This window comes from Ruegeria sp. HKCCA4812, from assembly GCF_013034245.1.
GTDB lineage: Bacteria > Pseudomonadota > Alphaproteobacteria > Rhodobacterales > Rhodobacteraceae > Ruegeria.
Genome location: NZ_WQFQ01000002.1, coordinates 40034 through 53462 on the forward strand (window position 1 = coordinate 40034; position 13429 = coordinate 53462).

The window sequence follows — 13429 nt, forward strand, 5'->3', positions numbered from 1 at the left end:
AATGGATTGCGCGACTTACGACCACGGCGCACCTCCGATTGCTAGGGTGGACGCCACGGACGCGCGCAGGGCGCGTTCAAATTCTTCTTGGGTCGCGAACGGGGGCCCTCGGGTTTCGGGCCACAGTCGCCTTGAGTTGTACAAAATGCACAGATCCCCGATTGCAGCGGGTACTATCCGTACATTTTCGGATTGCATCAGCAGCGGCAGATCCGGCAGCGGGGCTGCCGTTGTCACCGCGCACAGCGCGCAATCGGCGCATTTCGGGCAAGGCGCGGTCGGGTCGTCAGTGCCTTCCTCAAGGTCCACTTCAACCCAGACCGCCCCTGCCTCCGAGCAGATCTCGATCCACATGCTGTCCCCGGGACTCGCCAGCACCGGGCCAAGCATCTGCAAAAGCAACAGGAAAATACCCACCAAACCGCACACCGCGCGGGACACGCGATCAAACAGGCTTTGCGGGGGGCGGACGGTAGGCATTGAGAATCCAGCTCGGCGTTCTTTTCAAAAACTTAGGGGATTCTTCCAGGCGAAGACTTGACTTAGGTCAGGTGCCTGAAAATTTGCACCTACCCGTCGGCCTCGTCCATCAATCCGCGCAGCCACCGACCGGCCAGCCATGCCGCAGGAATGCCCAGCGGAATCGACCAGATGATCGCCGGCACCGGTTCAATTGCGCCGAACCCGACGCTGTGCAGGATAAGCCCGAGCAAAAACAGGTTGATGGCAACGGTCAACGCCGTGGCCGGATACAGCAGAATGGCCAGTTTCCAAACCGGCCATTTCCCCTCAGTGGCTGGTTCCTTCCGAGAAGGTGATCTTGTTCCAGACATTGTATTTCCCCGAAGGTTTGCGCATCGGCAGGCGGCGGATTTCTTCCAGCGTCTGCGCGTCATAGACGATCACCGCGCCGTCATCTTCCCAGATCGAAACCAGCGCGTGGCTGCCATCTCTTGTGAACTCGACATGGGCCACGGTCTTGCCCGGCGCAGGGCGCAGTGTTTTCACGATTTCAAGGCTTTGCTTGTCGATGACGTGCATCGCGTCCTTGTTGGGGCCAAAGAAAACGTCCGCCCAGACATAAGGCGAATTCTCATGGCTGCGCATGAAGAACCCGGGCCCTTCGGTCTTGATCCGTTTGACGGTTTCCCAGCTTTCCATGTCGATCACCGACACGGCGCCGTCTGTCAGGTGCGGCGTGGCCATCACGGTCGTATCGCCGTGTTTCCATGTGATCCCCGAGCCCAGATGCGGCATTCCGGGCAAATCCAGATCGGCCACCTTGTGCCCGATCACCAGATCAATCACTTGCCCGCCCTTGCCATCGCGGGACGCCCCCATGACAAATTCATAACTCTGGTCGAAAAAGAAATCGTCCAGATAGTCAGCCGTTGTGATCTTGCGCACAGGGAAAGGATCAGGGTTCTTGAACTGGCCTTCGATGCGGAAATCATGACCAAGCCCGGATTGCGGGGGATTGGCGCCGTAAAACACTTCCCAAATCTCGGGCACATCCTTCAGTGCCAAAACAAAGCTTTCCCGCGGAGGGGCCTGGTAGACCGCAGAGACGCGGCTGGGCAGGCCCTTCTTGCTTTTGACCTCGATGACCTTTGCGACGGAAAGGTCTTCGGTGGACAACACCGTCAGGCTGTTTGGCAGGTAATTCGCCACGGCCACCCATTTGCCATCGCCCGACATGGCGATGTTGCGGCTGTTCAGGCCGGCACGCACACGGCCCACCTGTTTCAGCGCCCAGATGTCGTACTTCTGGACCCAGCCATCGCGCGACATGATGAAGACATACCGCCCATCCGGGCTGAACTTGGGGCCGCCATGCACGGCGAAGGGGGTTTCGAACCGGTCCAGAACCTCGAACGTGTCACCGTCCAGAACGCTGACATGGTGATCTCCGGTTTCCACCACCAGCGTAATGTTCATCGGGTCGCTGTCCCAGACAGGCGCATCCACCGGTACATATTCCTCGTCCAGCGTCCGGCTGGCCAATATCTGGGCCTCGCCCCATTCGGGGTCGGATTCCAACGGCGATTTCAACCAACCCGCCAGCTCTTCGATTTGCAGGGCATCCAGCTCGTGCGAGAAGGCCGGCATCTGTGTCGCCGCGCGCCCTTCCGCGATTACCGCAGCAACCCGGGGACCCCGCATGCGTTTGAGCGTTTCAGGGATCAGCGCGGGGCCAACCCCGCCCAGACGGTTCTCACCATGGCATGAGGCGCAATGTTCGGCGTAATCCGATTGGGCATCCGCCCAGGCGGTGCCCGCCAGCAACACCGAGCACAAAGTACCGAATGTGAGTGTCTTAAAAGAACTGATGCGCCGGATCATGGCTTTTCCCCCGAAACGGTGTGACCTGAAGGCGTTCCCCTGCATCATCCACACCGATTTCCTGGTTGGACAGGTAACAGGCCGGATCCTCGGCCCAGGGATCACCGGTCAATTGCAGGGCGCGGATGCGGGTATTGCCGCCGCACACGTCTTTGAGTTCGCAGGCTCCGCAGCGCCCCTTCAGCGGGCGTGGGCGGGTGCGGAGCATGGCAAGCATCGGATCATCGCCGGTCCAGAGTTCGGAAAACGATTTGGTCTTTACGTTGCCCACCGTGTAGTCAGACCAGTAAGTGTCCGGATGGACCCGGCCGAGATTGTCGATATTGGCAACACCCAAACCACTTGAGTTTCCACCCCACGCGGCTAGGTGCGCGCGCACATGTGCAGCCTTGTCGGCGTCGAAATGCGTGCGAATCCAGTTCAGGAAATACCCGGCATCAGCGTCGTTGTTCCCGGTCACGATATCCAGCGGACGGCCGCCCGATGCGGCTTCCCAGGCGCGTTCCAGCAACAGATCCAGGCCTTTGCGCGTGCGCTGATGCGCGGCGTCTTCGCCCCGGTTCTTGTCGCCGCGCCCCGCATAGACAAGATGCGACAGGTAGAACTTGTCGACACCTTCATCATCACAAAGGCTCAGCAAGTCAGGCAAGTGATGTTGCGTGCCTTCGGTCAGGCAGAACCGCAGGCCAACCTTGATGCCACGCTTTTTGCACTCTCGCACGCCGCGCAGGGCGTCCGCAAAAGCGCCCTCGACGCCGCGAAACCAGTCATTCGTCGCTCCGATCCCGTCCAGCGAGATGCCTACATAGTTGAAGCCCACATCCGCTATCATATCGGCAGTTTCGTCATAGATCCGGGTCCCGTTGGTCGACAAGGCCAGCATTGGCACCAGATCACGGGCGCGTTTTGCAATGTCGAAGAAATCGAACCGGTCCAGCGGTTCCCCACCCGAGAGGATCAGGGCCGGGACGCGAAACTGGCCCAGATCCTCAAGGGTTACCATGGCTTGCTCATGGCTGAGCTCACCCGGGAACGCGACATCCGCCGAGACGGTGTAGCAATGGCGGCACTTCAGGTTGCAGCGCCGCGTCAGATTCCAGATCACAACCGGCTTTACCGGGCCGGGGCGCCGTTTGCGCACCGGAGTCGGCTTGACCAGCTGATGCATGTATTCGGTCAGGCGGAACATGTTTCAGCCTTTCTGTTTCAGGCGCAGTCCGGTCTTTTTCAGGATGCGCGTGGAATAGAGGATATCGCTGCCGCGGCAGGCCGATCCCAGAATCGCGGCGATCTGGCCGCGTTTGTCTTCGACCTCGTCGCGCGAGCTGCCATGAACCATGGCGAACAGGTTGTAGGGCCAGTCGGGCAGGGCGCGGGGCCGCTCATAGCAATGGGTGACGAAAGGCAGTGCCCCGATATGAGCGCCCAGTTCGGTGATCAGGTCATCCTGCACGTCCCAGACGGTCATGCCGTTCGACGTCATGCCCAGCTTGTAATGGTTGGGGGCTGCCGCGATCCGTCGGATCACCCCACGCGCCTTCAGCGATGCCAGCCGGTCCAGCAGGGTGGCCTCGGTCAGGCCCAGATCGGCAGCGACCTGCGCATAGGGCGCGGCCACCAGGGGCAGTCCCCCCTGGAGGGACTCGATAATCTGTCTGTCTGTTGCGTCGATCATGCCGCCACCCGGAAGCCGATGAAAAATTCCTGAAGTTTGGGGAAACGGAGAACATTGACTCCCGTTTCCCGTTCGATGGCATCGGCGGTGGCCTCGATCCCCTCGGGTGTTTCGGTGGCCAGCACGAACCACATGTTCAGCCGATGCGTGCGTTCATAGTTATGTGCCACTTCGGGATGTGCATTGACTTTGGTCAGGACGGTTTCGAATTCTTCGTCTGGAACGGCCATTGCGCAAAGGCAGAAAGCCCCACCCATGGCCGCGGCGTCGAAAAATGGACCGAAGCGCGTAATGACGCGGTCATCTTTCATACGTCTCAGACGCGACAGCAATTCCGCCTCGGACAGGCCAAGCTCTGCGGCGACGGTTGCGTAAGGGTGCGAAGTAAGCGGCAGATCCTCTTGCATACGATTCAGGATCGCGCGATCCGTTTGGTCCAGCGTCATGCGGCGACCTCCTTTGCTTGAATCAGCGCGCCGGTCTGTTTGAAACAGCGGGTTGAGAACAGGACCTTGTTCCGTGCTCCGGCCAATTCGGGCAATGCAATCGCACCGGCCAGAACATCCAAAGCCTCATTGCGTGTGCGGGCGTGGATCATGGAATACAGGCGATATGGCCAGACATCGGGAACCGGATTCCGCTCATAGCACAAGGTCACCCCCGGGAAGGCGGCCAAAGCCGGACCCGCGGTTTCAATCTGTTCTGCCGGCAGGTCCCAGACCACCATCGCATTGGCCGACCAGCCAAGCGCCCGGTGACGCACAATGACGCCCAGCCGCGAGATTATTCCGGCGGCATGCAGGGCTTCGACCCGCCCCATCAAGTCTGTCACATCCCGTTTCAGCGAACGAGCCAGAGCAGCATAGGGTTCTGAGACCAAAGATAGCCCGGAACTCAGAGACTGTAGCAGGCAGCGATCGCCCTCGCGCATGACGGATGCATCGACCTTTCGCGCCGTGGGTACGTTTTTGGCTCCGCCAGTCATGCGAAAACCAAGATCCACGTTGAAAGGACGCACCAGCCGCAGGTCCAGCACCTGCAATCCGGTGGATCGACTGATCCGCGCCAAGGTATCGTTGACATGCGCGCGGTCCGGCCCGGTCGCGACAAACCACAGGTTCCACGCGTCTTCGCGTTGATAATTGTGGTTCACCCCGGGTTCGGCATCGATCAGGGCGGCGACCTCCTCCAACCGATCTTCCGGAGCCGCCACGGCAGCCAGGGTGCTGGCCGTCACCGCGCCGGGCGTGATGGTGGCGCCAACCCGTGTAATACGGCCTGTGGCGCGCATCCGGGACAAGCGGTGAATGACTTCGGCTTCGTCCAGCCCGAGTGCGTTACCCAGCATCTGGAACGGTCTCTCGGTGATCGGGAAGTCGCGCTGAAATTCGTCCAGCAGGCGGCGGTCGATCGGGTCCGTGATATGTCGCATCGGTTACAGCCCCGTTCTGTGCGCACGGGCGGTGAAGAAGATGCCGGACGGGCTGTCCGCGTCGATCTCGCGCAGTTTTTCAAAACTGTGCGTGTCGTAGACCATGACCTTGTTGGCATCGCGCACGCTGATCCAGACTTCATGCCCGCGTGGCGTGAACTCCATGTGCAATACCGCCGGGCCGGGTTTGAATTCGTGGATGATCTGTTTGCTGACACTGTCGATCACCTGAATGGTGTCATTCAGCGGGTGGGCGAAATTCACCCAGACCTGCCGCCCATCGGGACGGGCCATGGCAAAGACCGGTTGCCCGTGGGTTTTGGTCCTCCCCGTTTCGGTCAGAGTGTCGGCGTCGATCCACAGAACCTCGTGATGGCCGACAGCGGGCAAAACGAACTCGCGGCCCGTCAGCGCCCAGCCTTCCAGATGAGGCATCTTGTAGACCGGCATTTCTTCCTGACCACGCCCGTAATCGGGAAGAACCCGGATCGGCTCGGGGGTTTCGGCCCACAGATCCAGCGCGGTCAGGCCGTCCTCGCCAAAAAGACCGGTGATATAGGTGCGGCCATTGGCAGTGATCAGCGCGTCATATGGGTTCTTGCCCATGTCCGGGATCTCGGTGATCTCTGGTGCGCCCTTTGCGAAATCGGCAATCCAGGTCTCCCCAGTGTCCCACATCGTGAAAACGAACCGCCGACCCGGCGCATCGACCAGGCCGATGGTTTTGCTGTCGGTCGGGATGTCGGCGACCATCTCAAGCGTGTCCGCATCGAATACGCGCACGCCACCGGGTTCGTAATTCGACACGGCCACAAGCTTGCCATCGTCCGAAATCGCCCCGCCGATGGCGTTGCCGGCCTGCACGACGCGGTTCACGATCTGGCGGGTCACGATGTCGATCTTGGTCAGCCCGCCGTCGCGGCCAAACACATAGGCAAACCGTTCATCGGGCGAATAGACCAAAGACGCATGCGACAGATCACCCAATCCCTCGATCCGGGCCAGAGCTGCACGGTCGGACTGATCCACAAGAAGCACCGAGCCCTTGGCGCGTTCGATGACCAGGCCAAGGTCGCCTGTCGCGGTCGGTTCAGCCTGCGCTGTAGTCATCATCAATGTGGCTGCAAGGCCAAGAATGAAGTGTTTCATTGTGCCTCCTGTTCCAGCAGGTAACGGGCGATCCATTCGGCCTCTTCTTCACTGATCAAGGGCCGCCATGGGGGCATCGCGGTGTCGGGGATGCCGTCAAGGATGACGCTGGTCAAAACACCCGCGTCGTAGTGTTCAAGTGTCTCACTGCGCAGATCGGGACCAAGACCGCCCTTCAGGGACAGGCCGTGACAGGAACCGCAATCCTGATGCACAAGTCTTTTCAGGGTATCGGGATCGATGACATCCGCCGCGAAAGCAGAGGTCGCGGCCAGAACCGCAATGGTCAGACAGGTTCGCGCCGCCCACCCCGAGCGACCCGGCGATCTGTCGGTGCATGTTGGGACAATCCCCTGATCTCGTCTTCCCAGCTTAGCCATGGGCCTGTTCCAGAAGCTCGGCTACAGGCCGTTCGGCATAAAGCGAAACCACCTTGCCAATGATAAACAGCGTCGGCGCCTTCAGGTCGGCTGCACGCACATCCGTGGCCAACTGGTCAAGTCGTGACACTAGACGACGCTCATCAGGTGTCGTGGCCTTGCCCACCGCCAGAACCGGTGTCGAGCCTGGCAGGTTCTCGGTCATCAACCCCATGGCGATCTGACCGATATTGGCGACGCCCATATAGACCACCAGTGTCGAGTCCGGATCGGCAAGACGTTTCCAGTCCAGATCCAGCACTTTGTCGGCCTGCCGATGTCCGGTGACATATTGAACCGAGGTCGCCAGCCCGCGATGGGTCAGCGGCACACCCGTCGAACAAGACGCCCCCTGGGCCGCCGTGATGCCCGGTGCGTATTCGACAGCGACACCGCGGGCCATCAGATAGGCGGCCTCTTCCGAGCCGCGACCAAAGATCATGGGGTCGCCGCCTTTCAGCCGGGCGACCGTGTGACCTGCGCTGGCTTCTTCAAGCAGTATTTCGTTGATGCGGTCCTGCGGAACGGTATGGCATTTGGGGGCCTTGCCGACAGGGATCAGCCTGGCGCCTTCCGCGTGCAAGTTCAGAATGTCGGCGGACACCAGCCGGTCATAAACCACGACATCCGCTTCTTGCAGCATCCGCAGTGCGCGCAGGGTCATCAGCTCGGGGTCGCCGGGGCCTGCGCCAATCAGAAAAACCTTACCGCTCATGTGCAAACTCGCTTGGTCTGAAAGTCTTCGAGACCCGGTATTCCACGCAGATCCGCTGCGTTTGCAAGACGTTGCTGGGTGAGCCGGGCGTGTCATGGGGGAAGATTGGCCCAATTGAAAACCAACCTCCTTGACATAAGTTAAGGAGCGCGGGATTTGCGCCCGCGCTCCTTCATCTTGCCTGTATTGTGCCCTGTTTCAGGGTTCGACGGTGATCATTCCGATCATGTTCTGTGTCTCCCAATGCGGGCCGCACAGATAGTCCTGTGGGCCGGGCGTGAGAAGGGTCAGTTCAACAGATTCCTCGGGGAACAGGCGATCACTTTCAGGTTGGCTACCATCCTTCAACAGAACGGAATGGCTGGTGCGTTTGTCGACATTCACCCACCGGACTGTTGTGCCTGCCTTCACCGTCAATTCGGATGGGCAAAAATTGTATTTGTACATCAGCACCACTTCGGCGTCTTCGACGGCCGACGAAGGCTGACCGAACAACTCGACATAGCGCTCTTCGGCCTCGGCGCAGATTTCGGCGGTTTCGTCCGCCCAGGCGGGCGCGGCCAGAAGCAGCAGCGCGGGAAGAAGGCGTTGGGGTTTCATGGTCCATGACTCCTTTCCAAGAGTGGCCGGGGCCGGTTGACCCGGCCCCGATCCGTCATTGTTTGACCACGTTGATGAACGCGCTGTCATCATCCAGCGCCAGGCTGGTATTCAGCGTCACGTGGTGGAACCTTGCGGCGGTAAAATCGTCGTGGATGGCAAAGCCAACGGTATAGGTCTTGCCTGCCTCCAATGGCACATCACCGGGCGCGCCTGAATTCAGGGGGCGCATAAACACCACGGTCCACATGCCACCGGACAGTTCGGCCGATGCGGCGATTTCACCATCATTGACCACGCGCTGCTCCAACAGATAGCCATTGGTGGCGCTTCCGTCGGCGTAGACACGCATCAGGTCAAGATAGGTGCCGTCGGCCAGGTACTGCTCGATCTGTTCCTCGGCCTTCAGCTTGTCCCAGCCCCCCAGGGCCTTGCCGCGGCGACCTTTGACCTCAACATCCGTGCGGCTTTCGCTGATGTATTTGGTAATGGTGTCCGTGGCATTGAGGCGGCCAGCAACATCCGCATTGGCGGCGATCGCATCTGCTTCGGGCGCAAAAGGCATATAGGTGTTGTCGGCGTGGCACGAAGCCCAGCATCCCACCTGATCGCCCAGCTCGATACCAGTGCCGGTAATCATCATGGCAACCTTGATCTGGTTGTCCGGGTCCATCTTGCCGCCATCGACGAACGGGACAGGGTTGTGACCCGCGTCCGGCCATTGCAGGCGAATGTACAGGTTTTCGTCGTCATGCGCCGCCTGAACGGTTGCGTCGATGACACCGCGTTTGCCCGGAATCGGGGTCGGTTCCAGATCTCCACCCGCAACGATCTTGTTGCCTATGGTGTCCAGTTCCTTGGCGTGACAGGTGGTGCACTGATCCCCGCCTTTGGTCAGGGGGCGCGCGCCACCATGGAACTTGCCGTTCTGGACCCATTCAAACGAGGCCTGTCCGGGGTAGAAGAGTTTCAGATCCGCCGCGGCCACTGCGTTCCAGTCGATGTTGGACCCAACGTCGCTTGCTCCGCCAGAGGGCGCCGCGGCGTCTTCACCGGAGGTTTTTGCGCGTTCTTCTTCCAAAGCAGCGTCAACAGCCGCTGCGATCTGGGCCTGAACGGCCTCTTGCTGAGCCTTTTTGGCGGCTTTTTCTGCTTCTGCTTCAGCGGCCTCTTTGGCTTCGATCTTTTCGAGACTGGCCAAATATTCCGGAGGGATGGGCCGGATGAAGTCCGGGTTCGGTGCTTCAAGCTTTTCCAGATACTCTTCGTCCGCCCGGTCGCGTGCATCCGAGTGTGCAATCCCCTTGTGGCAGTCGATACAGGTCTGTCCGACAGTCATCGCATTGAGGTGCTGCTGACGGGCGCGTGGTTTCTGGAATTCGGGCATCATCGATTCGAAATCGTGACAGTTGCGGCATTCGCGCGAGTCTGTGGCCTTCATCCGCTCCCATTCGTTCATGGCCAGATGTACACGTTTGGCCTCGAACTTTTCACGGGTGTTGATGGTACCGACCATCTTGCCATACAGCTCTTTGGACGCCTTGATCTTACGGATCATCTTATGTGTCCAGTCTTTGGGAACGTGGCAGTCGGAACAGACAGCCCCCACACCCGAACGGTTCACGTCATGAATCGTGCCGGTATATTCTTCGTAAACAAAATCTCGCATCTCGTGACATGAGATGCAGAATTCCTTGGTGTTCGTGGCTTCCATTGCGGTGTTGAACCCGCCCCAGAAGATGATGCCGGCGGCAAAGGCCCCGGCGATACCGGCCACAGGCATTCCCCATAGGAAATACCGGCGCCAGATCGGTTTTTTCTTTTCCGGTTCGGAGGTCATATCCGGGCTCCGTTTTGGCTGTATTGTCTGGCCCTTGGTGGCAGGCCGGTGAGTTTGGCTGATGACTCAAACAAGGAAAGGGCGGGCGAGGGGCCCGCCCTTTCCTGTGGTCGTCCTGACCTCGTCAGGTGACGTGGTTCGACCGGTTGTAGACGTTGAACTTGCCGGTCGGGGCATAAAGCCCATCGATGCGGCCGATTTCTTCCAGCGTCTTCGCGTCGAAGATCACGATCTGACCATTGGGTTCCTTCGAGTCTGACAGGTTCCACTTGGAAACCCATACCTCGGTACCGTCAGCGTTGAATTCGAAGTGAACAGCGGCGCTGCCTTCGTCTTCAGTGATCTGGATCGTCTTCACGATTTCGCCGGTTTCTTTCGAAATGACCTGCACGGATTGCTGCACTTCCGGTTCCGGATGCTTGGTCTGGTCAGCCCAGATGTAATCCGAGTTCGGGTGGGTGCGGACGAACAGGCCGGGGCCGTCGGTTTCCACTTCGTAGCAGACTTTCCAGGCGTCATCCGGACGGTTTTCAGGATCGTTGCCCCAAACGGTCACGGTGCCGACACCAAGGTGGGTTGTGCCCGCCACAGGTCCACAGTTCGGGTCGACCCAGTTGGCGCCCGGACCAGGGTGCGGCAGCGCGGCTGTGTCGATCATCGCCTCAAGCTTGTGGGTTTCGGTATCGACAACCACCATCTTGTTCGACGCGTTTGCGGCGATCTGGAAATACCGGCCTGTCGGATCGAAGAACCCGTCATGCAGGAACTTGGCGCTGTCGATCTTGTCGATCCGAAGGTTGTCCAGATCGGTGTAATCGACTTGCCACAACTGTCCCAGCTCTTTCACTGCAACGATCCAGGTGGGTTCATTCGGAGTGGTGTAGATGGCTGCCACACGGGCTTCTTCCACATACTCACCGTCGACGTTCACGCCGCGGGTCGATACGACCTTAACCGGTTCCATGGTCTTCGCGTCAACGATAGCAAAGTGCGGCGGCCAGTAGCCACCACCGATGACGTATTTACCATCGCCGGAAACGGCGACGTCACGGGCGTCATATGCAATCTTGACTTCGGATACCAACATCTTGTCCGGCGTCTGCCAAAGGTCGATCTTGGTCATCTTGCCGTCGCGACCCATTGTGTACCAGAAGCGGCCGGGGTGTTCCGGCTCGGTCAGGCTGTGGTGTTCGGACGCTTTCAGAACGTGCACGGCGTAGCCAGTGGGGATGTGGGTCAGCACCTCTTTGGTGTCGCCGTCGATCACGGCCACCTTGCCTACGTCACGTTCGATGACGACAAAGAAGTTTTCCCAGTTGCGGCCGTGCAGCGGCTCGGTCGGATAGTCCTCTTCTTCGACATAGACCTTACGCGTCGCCATCATCTGTTCCAGCGACATTTCAGGTGGTTTTGGCGGCTCCATCATGATGTAGGTCGCCATATCCTTGATTTCCTGCTCGGTCATGATGTCCGAGAAGTTGTTCATGCCGCCTTCGGTTCCCCAGGCGATAATCTTTTCAAGGCGTTCCTGCCCCAGTTGCAAGGTGCCGCCTTCGGTTACAGTGCCGTCGGCTGCGGTCTTCTTCCAATGCGGTTCCAGGTTTTTACCCGTGGCCCCTTTGCGCAATACGCCGTGGCAGCCTGCGCATTGTTCGAAATAGAGCTGTTTAGACGATTCAAAGGCTTCTTCGCTCAAAGTTGGCTCTTCGGCGAAGGTCGGAGCAGCGACGCTGCCCAACAACATTGCCAATCCGACCCCTAAGGCGCGGCCGGGTTTGTTGTAGCTGATTCCAAGTGACATGATCACTCTCCATATGCGTGGTGAGGCGGTGTCGAGAGTGAAACATCACGTGGATGTCATCCTTGACCAAAGTCAACGGCAAGGGTGCAGACAAAGCACTTTGGAAAGAAAACACAGATCAAAACCCCCAATAAATCTTGTGTTTCTCACACATGTTTAAGCCCAGTCTTGATTTTGGTTAAGGGCGCCGGGTCATGCGGGCACTACACATTGTTCAACGGCGGGAAAAGCTATGGAGAGCAGGCATGACAGCTGTAATCGCGCGTGTTTTCAGTGAAGGGTTTCGGGTCTTTTTTCTTTCGGCGGGTCTTTACGGTATGTTTGCAGGAGTCGCGTGGGGCGTATGGTTGGCGTCACTCGACGGGCTGATGCCCTACATGGAACAGAGTTACGCGATGCCCCCGGTGATGTGGCACGCGCATGAGATGATTTTCGGGTATGCAACGGCCGCCTTGGGGGGTTTTTTTCTGACCGCCGTGCCGAACTGGACCGGTGCGCCCGAGGCGCGGGCCCGCTTTATCACGCTTGTCGCATTGATCTGGATGGCCGGGCGTCTGGCGGTCTGGTTTTCCGGAGTGTTGCCACCCCTGTTCGTCGCGGTTGTGGACCTGAGCTTTGTTCCCATTCTGGCGCTGAAGATTGCCAGTCAACTGGTTCGTCGGCCCAAGCCCCAGAATATGGTGTTTCTGTATCTTCTTGTTCTGATGTTGGCCTCGAACGTTATGGTTCATTTGGAATGGATGGGGGTCACGGTGGATACGCTGAACACCGGTATCCGGGCCGGGCTTTTGACCTTGTGTTCGATGATCGCGATCCTGGGTGGCCGGATTACGCCGGCTTTTACACGGAATGCCATGAAAAGAGCGGGTCAACCCGAAGCATCGTGGCCGGTATCCGTGGCCAGGCTGGACAGGGCGACGATGATTCTGGCGCTGTTGCTGCCCCTGCTTGTGCTTGCACTTGATGTCGGGCCTGTTGCGGGGGCCGTTGCTTTGGTGATGGGCAGTGTTCAACTGATGCGCATGGCGCGTTGGAGAACAGGCTGGGCCTTGCGTCAACCGATCCTGGTCGCGCTGCATCTGGGTCTCGGGATGCTGGCGCTGGGTCTGATTCTCTGGGGGTTGGCGGCCATCGGGATGGGAAATGAGATCGGCGCGCTCCACGTTCTGGGCATTGGTTGCGTTGGTGGCATGACCCTTGCCGTAATGAGCCGCGCCGCCTTGGGCCACAGCGGTCGCCCCCTTGTCGCGCCAAAGCCCATGGCGATTGCCTATGGCTTGATGGCGGTTGCAGCGCTTGTGCGTTGGCTGGGATCCGACATGACAGGAGGGTACATGACGGCGATGCTGACAGCGGATGGATTTTGGATCGCGGCAATGGGGCTGTATCTGTTTGCCATGTGGCCTGCCCTGACCGGCCCCCGCGCCGTGCAACAGACCTGACGCCTGTTCGGGC

Annotated in this window: 14 protein-coding genes; 1 reads left to right on the forward strand and 13 read right to left on the reverse strand. The window is 59.4% G+C overall.

The genetic code is table 11. From position 1 onward, the window contains the following. Positions 1-15: 15 nt before the first annotated feature. The 13 genes from GOW04_RS07550 to GOW04_RS07610 all read right to left on the reverse strand — a co-directional run bounded on the left by GOW04_RS07550 (position 16) and on the right by GOW04_RS07610 (position 11974). The gene (locus GOW04_RS07550) at positions 16-480 is read right to left on the reverse strand and encodes a DUF2946 family protein (RefSeq protein ID WP_174830302.1); all 465 of its coding nucleotides are present in this window, start codon (positions 478-480) and stop codon (positions 16-18) included. Positions 481-569: 89 nt separating this feature from the next. Then, on the reverse strand, positions 570-833 hold the full coding sequence (locus GOW04_RS07555) for a hypothetical protein (RefSeq protein ID WP_171119362.1): 264 nt from the start codon (positions 831-833) through the stop codon (positions 570-572). Beyond that, a complete protein-coding gene (locus tag GOW04_RS07560) occupies positions 790-2343 on the reverse strand; it encodes a nitrite reductase (RefSeq protein WP_171232080.1) in 1554 nt (517 codons plus the stop codon). The genes GOW04_RS07555 and GOW04_RS07560 overlap by 44 nt, the downstream gene beginning before the upstream one ends. Beyond that, on the reverse strand, positions 2318-3532 hold the full coding sequence (nirJ, locus tag GOW04_RS07565) for a heme d1 biosynthesis radical SAM protein NirJ (protein WP_152460373.1): 1215 nt from the start codon (positions 3530-3532) through the stop codon (positions 2318-2320). The genes GOW04_RS07560 and nirJ overlap by 26 nt, the downstream gene beginning before the upstream one ends. Positions 3533-3535: 3 nt before the next feature. Then, the gene (locus GOW04_RS07570; protein WP_171228841.1) at positions 3536-4018 is read right to left on the reverse strand and encodes an AsnC family transcriptional regulator; all 483 of its coding nucleotides are present in this window, start codon (positions 4016-4018) and stop codon (positions 3536-3538) included. Beyond that, on the reverse strand, positions 4015-4464 hold the full coding sequence (locus tag GOW04_RS07575; protein WP_152460371.1) for an Lrp/AsnC family transcriptional regulator: 450 nt from the start codon (positions 4462-4464) through the stop codon (positions 4015-4017). The genes GOW04_RS07570 and GOW04_RS07575 overlap by 4 nt, the downstream gene beginning before the upstream one ends. After that, the gene (locus tag GOW04_RS07580; RefSeq protein ID WP_171232081.1) at positions 4461-5450 is read right to left on the reverse strand and encodes an AsnC family transcriptional regulator; all 990 of its coding nucleotides are present in this window, start codon (positions 5448-5450) and stop codon (positions 4461-4463) included. The genes GOW04_RS07575 and GOW04_RS07580 overlap by 4 nt, the downstream gene beginning before the upstream one ends. A 3-nt stretch (positions 5451-5453) precedes the next feature. Further along, positions 5454-6599: a cytochrome D1 domain-containing protein gene (locus tag GOW04_RS07585; protein ID WP_171232082.1), complete on the reverse strand. Its 1146-nt coding sequence runs from the start codon at positions 6597-6599 to the stop codon at positions 5454-5456. After that, positions 6596-6979: a cytochrome c gene (locus tag GOW04_RS07590; RefSeq protein ID WP_171232083.1), complete on the reverse strand. Its 384-nt coding sequence runs from the start codon at positions 6977-6979 to the stop codon at positions 6596-6598. The genes GOW04_RS07585 and GOW04_RS07590 overlap by 4 nt, the downstream gene beginning before the upstream one ends. Beyond that, positions 6972-7733: a uroporphyrinogen-III C-methyltransferase gene (cobA, locus tag GOW04_RS07595; protein WP_171228836.1), complete on the reverse strand. Its 762-nt coding sequence runs from the start codon at positions 7731-7733 to the stop codon at positions 6972-6974. The genes GOW04_RS07590 and cobA overlap by 8 nt, the downstream gene beginning before the upstream one ends. 198 nt (positions 7734-7931) lie before the next feature. After that, positions 7932-8333 carry a plastocyanin/azurin family copper-binding protein gene (locus GOW04_RS07600; RefSeq protein ID WP_171232084.1) on the reverse strand — a complete coding sequence of 134 codons (402 nt, stop codon included), beginning with the start codon at positions 8331-8333 and terminating at the stop codon, positions 7932-7934. 55 nt (positions 8334-8388) lie between these two features. Beyond that, positions 8389-10173 (reverse strand): NapC/NirT family cytochrome c, encoded by a 1785-nt coding sequence (locus tag GOW04_RS07605; RefSeq protein ID WP_171232085.1) that lies wholly within the window; start codon positions 10171-10173, stop codon positions 8389-8391. Between the two features lie 124 nt (positions 10174-10297). Next, complete coding sequence (locus GOW04_RS07610; RefSeq protein ID WP_152460364.1) at positions 10298-11974, reverse strand: cytochrome D1 domain-containing protein; 1677 nt, start codon at positions 11972-11974, stop codon at positions 10298-10300. Between the two features lie 245 nt (positions 11975-12219). Between GOW04_RS07610 and GOW04_RS07615 the strand changes: the two genes are divergently transcribed. Beyond that, the gene (locus tag GOW04_RS07615; RefSeq protein WP_171232086.1) at positions 12220-13416 is read left to right on the forward strand and encodes an NnrS family protein; all 1197 of its coding nucleotides are present in this window, start codon (positions 12220-12222) and stop codon (positions 13414-13416) included. Positions 13417-13429 lie beyond the last annotated feature (13 nt).